Origin of the sequence: Nostoc sp., from assembly GCF_036919575.1 — a bacterium.
Lineage (GTDB): Bacteria > Cyanobacteriota > Cyanobacteriia > Cyanobacteriales > Nostocaceae > Nostoc.
This window is the reverse complement of record NZ_JBALBY010000126.1, coordinates 1-3,408: the sequence shown is the minus strand read 5'-3', so window position 1 is coordinate 3,408 and position 3,408 is coordinate 1. Positions and strand designations below refer to the sequence as shown.

Below are 3,408 nucleotides of genomic sequence, written 5' to 3'. Positions count from 1 at the left end.
CCTGCTGTTTTCTCTGATACCAAGTATTTACGGAAATAGTTATTCCACAGATGTTGCAGAAAATCTTCAGCGAATTCGTCAAAAGGAATAATCCAGTTATAGTCTTGGTCTAGGAATACCCGATAGGATGCAACTATCGGTAGTGCCAAGTCGGTTGGCGCACCAAACCCGAAAGAGTACTTACTGTCTGGCAACAACGTTGTTTTACGTATATCAATTGATGCTAGGTCGTTGACTCCCTTTCTTCTGGGGTTGCTGATATGTTCTTGGATTATTTCGTAGAATCTTTGCTCTATCCACAGAGCTTTGGGAAGTAGAGGCAAAAGTGCAGTTAATCTTTCCCTTTCCGTGTCTGTAATATTACTTGGAATATTCATATTTGCTGGATGCTTGGCTCGTTTATTGCCGTCGGGATTGTATCTATTCCTGTCGAGGCAGTTGAGTAGTTTCAGCAAATGAGTGACGTTGCACTGGGCGTTTCTGGGAGCGCCGCTTTGGTTTTGGTAATAGGCAATGCGGAATTTTCTATCTTCTTTCTGTTCTAACTGGGCTAAATACTGCTTGATGAATTTGTAATCACCTCTGGCGTTGACTTTGGAGCGAGAATCTACTGGCGTTGTGGTGTTGGAGGCCAGGGCTATATCTTTAGCCTCGTCTTCCGAGAGTCCGATGTGGATGGTAACTTTTACTCTGGCTTGGGTTAAATTGTAGTTGTAATTTTTAGCTTGCTCAAACCCTAAGACTGTGTGGCCACCGTTGATAATGCCATCACTACCTCCCTCGTTTGCTTCTTTTACTTCTAGTTCCAGTGAGGTTTTGCTTGGTTTAACTTTATTGGCTGACAGGACGATTCCACTGTGACGGGAGAAGAATTTTTCGGGTTGAGTAGTCAGGGAGTCGAAGACTTGTCTGTAGGTCGCGCTTTTACGGTTTGGTTCCCTGATGTTAGGTTCTAGGGGTAGGTCTGTGGGGAACGAGTCTACATGGGCTGTGGCAATGATGCAATTGGGGTTGGCTTGAAAATAGTTATCTATCTTGATGTTCCAAGTCTTGGGCATAGTTTGTTTTTAGCCGAGTGTCAAATTTCATGTTAACCCTACTATTGGGCTACAGATACCGGATTTCTCTGGAGGGACGAATAAAATATATATGAGATTGCCCAAGAAGAGTACATCAAATATACGCAAACCACGGTATTAGGGATAACATTGTATAAAAATTGAAAACTCTTTTTAAATGCATTACATGAAATCCCAATTGTTATTAAAAGCTTTATTTTCACAGATAAAAGTAGGTCATTGGTGGGTAAGTGCCTTATTGTGGATGAGTTTAGCTACCCCAAGTGAAGCATCTGTAATACTGCGAATAGCAATTGAGAGGGGAGTTAATCAGGTAATAGTTGGCAGTTCTACGACTGCGTTAGTCAAAGATAGTACTGGTCATACTGTGGGAAAATTACCAGCAATGAGTTCATTTTATGCCCAAGCTATTCCAGGCGGTGTAGCTTTAGATAAATGGCAGTCTGGTCTATTTTGGATTGAACCCACAGGTAAGGGATTCGTTTACATTGGCGAACATTGGTATCGAGGCAGAACTCTCGTTGTCCCAACAGGCAAAGGACTAACCGCCGTTAACTGGGTTGATGACCAAGAGTATCTCTACAGTGTTGTTGGTGGCGAAATGGATACTGAGTGGCCTGCTGAAGCTTTGAAAGCACAAGCAGTTGCTGCCCGGACTTTTGCTCTCTATGAGCGAGAAAAACAACGCAATAATCCTATTTACGATTTAGGTGATAGTCCAGATCACTGGCAAAATTATAAGGGAGTAATCAATGAAAGTCCTAGTACTTATGCCGCCGTCGATGGAACCGATAAACAGGTACTAACTTATAAAGACAGTATTATTCTCTCAGTTTTTCATGATTGTTCTGGAGGACATACTGAAAATGTTGAAGATGTTTGGGGAAGCCACGAGCCTTACCTGCGTGCTGTTGAAGATTACGATCAAAATGTTAGCGAGTGCAAATGGGAGAAAGTTTTCACCCAAAAAGAAATTAGCGCCAGGATTTCTGGTGTCGGCAATGTTTTAGATATGATTGCACAAACCTATTCACCTTTTGGTAGTGTTAAAGCCTTAAAAATCGTTGGTGATAAAGCAACCATTGTACTGCGTGGCGAAAAAGTACGTACAGCCCTCAAAATTAAAAGTACCCACTTTATCCTTACCAAAGCAGCAAATGGTAGTTTTGTACTTCTTGGACTTGGCTACGGTCATGCTTTAGGTATGAGTCAATGGGGGGCATACAATTTAGCTAAAAGAGGAGTAAACTATCTGCAAATTTTAGGGCATTATTATCAAGGTGTAGCTTTAATTACAATCAAACCTAAGTAATTTGGGATATTAGTCATTCACAGCTAATCTGTAATGATGATTAAAAGACTATTACACACTTAATTGACAAAAATGTTACAAGGTGATGACGAAAATGTGTTTTATTTACATAATTGTATGAAACTCAGCCAAACCTGGTTTTTATTAGAGTCTTCAACAGAATAAATCTTAACCTAATAAATTAGATCGTAAGCAATCACACTCTTGGCAATATATAAACAGATCGCTATACTTTGTCTGAAGTTAAGCAAATAAAAAGTTTAACTTCCGATGATCATGGTGACTGATTATTTGATTATTTAAGGGAATTTTATGTGATTAATAATAAGCAAAGTCTTTGGACTCAAGGCAAATTAATTGGGCTGCTTATCTTATGTGGTGCTTTTAGTCTGAGTTTAATCATCTTGAGCAAAATAAATCGTTTTCAGTTGGGATCAAAACAAACTCTAGATGTAAATAATGTCGCAGCAAATCTCGTCACTCAGCAGCGAGTTGAGGAATTCAAGACAGCGATGCTTAAAAGTTGGCAGGGGGAAGCAAAAGTAAAGGGTTTTTCTGACTCTATTCCATCAAGTTTTCAAGGTGCGATAATGGAATCGGCAAAACTCTCTCCCGAACAGAAAGTCATTGCTCTCACCTTTGATGATGGCCCTTGGCCTGAAAGTACAGCACAAGTATTAGATATCCTGAAAAAAAAATCAGATCAAAGGGACATTTTTTGTGGTTGGAGAGAATGTCAAAAATTTTCCCAACTTACTCAAGCAGGAGATTGCTGAAGGTCATGTCATTGGCAACCACACTTGGCATCATTGGTATCAATTCTTGAATCCACAAGCCGCCGCTTATGAAATTGACCACACCGAAGATATTATTTTTAAAACTACAGGCTTAAAAACCAATTTATTTCGACCACCTGGAGGAGTTAGAGTAATCCAAGAAATAAATGATCCAAAATGCTGGGATACTGGAGAAATAATCAGTATGCGATCTGTTCTATGTTTCCAGAATCTCTTATCC

The 3,408-nt window shown here is 39.9% G+C and carries 4 protein-coding genes; 3 read left to right on the top strand and 1 reads right to left on the bottom strand.

The features are described from left to right. Positions 1 to 1,058 (bottom strand): AIPR family protein (locus tag V7K27_RS33625; protein WP_334953070.1); only part of this gene is annotated, 1,058 nt, incomplete at its 3' end. Positions 1,059 to 1,245: 187 nt separating this feature from the next. Between V7K27_RS33625 and V7K27_RS33620 the strand changes: the two genes are divergently transcribed. The 3 genes from V7K27_RS33620 to V7K27_RS33610 form a co-directional block, all read left to right on the top strand. Then, a complete protein-coding gene (locus tag V7K27_RS33620; protein ID WP_334953069.1) occupies positions 1,246 to 2,391 on the top strand; it encodes a SpoIID/LytB domain-containing protein in 1,146 nt (381 codons plus the stop codon). A gap of 314 nt (positions 2,392 to 2,705) precedes the next feature. Beyond that, entirely contained in the window at positions 2,706 to 3,167 is a 462-nt protein-coding gene (locus V7K27_RS33615; protein ID WP_334953068.1) for a polysaccharide deacetylase family protein, read from the top strand. Further along, a partial coding sequence (locus tag V7K27_RS33610; RefSeq protein WP_334953066.1) for a polysaccharide deacetylase family protein occupies positions 3,112 to 3,408 on the top strand: 297 nt, incomplete at its 3' end. The genes V7K27_RS33615 and V7K27_RS33610, both read left to right, overlap by 56 nt.

Bases quoted from the DNA above. Each gene is read 5' to 3' on its own strand.
- V7K27_RS33620 (WP_334953069.1), top strand. From the start codon at position 1,246: ATGAAATCCCAATTGTTATTAAAAGCTTTATTTTCACAGATAAAAGTA.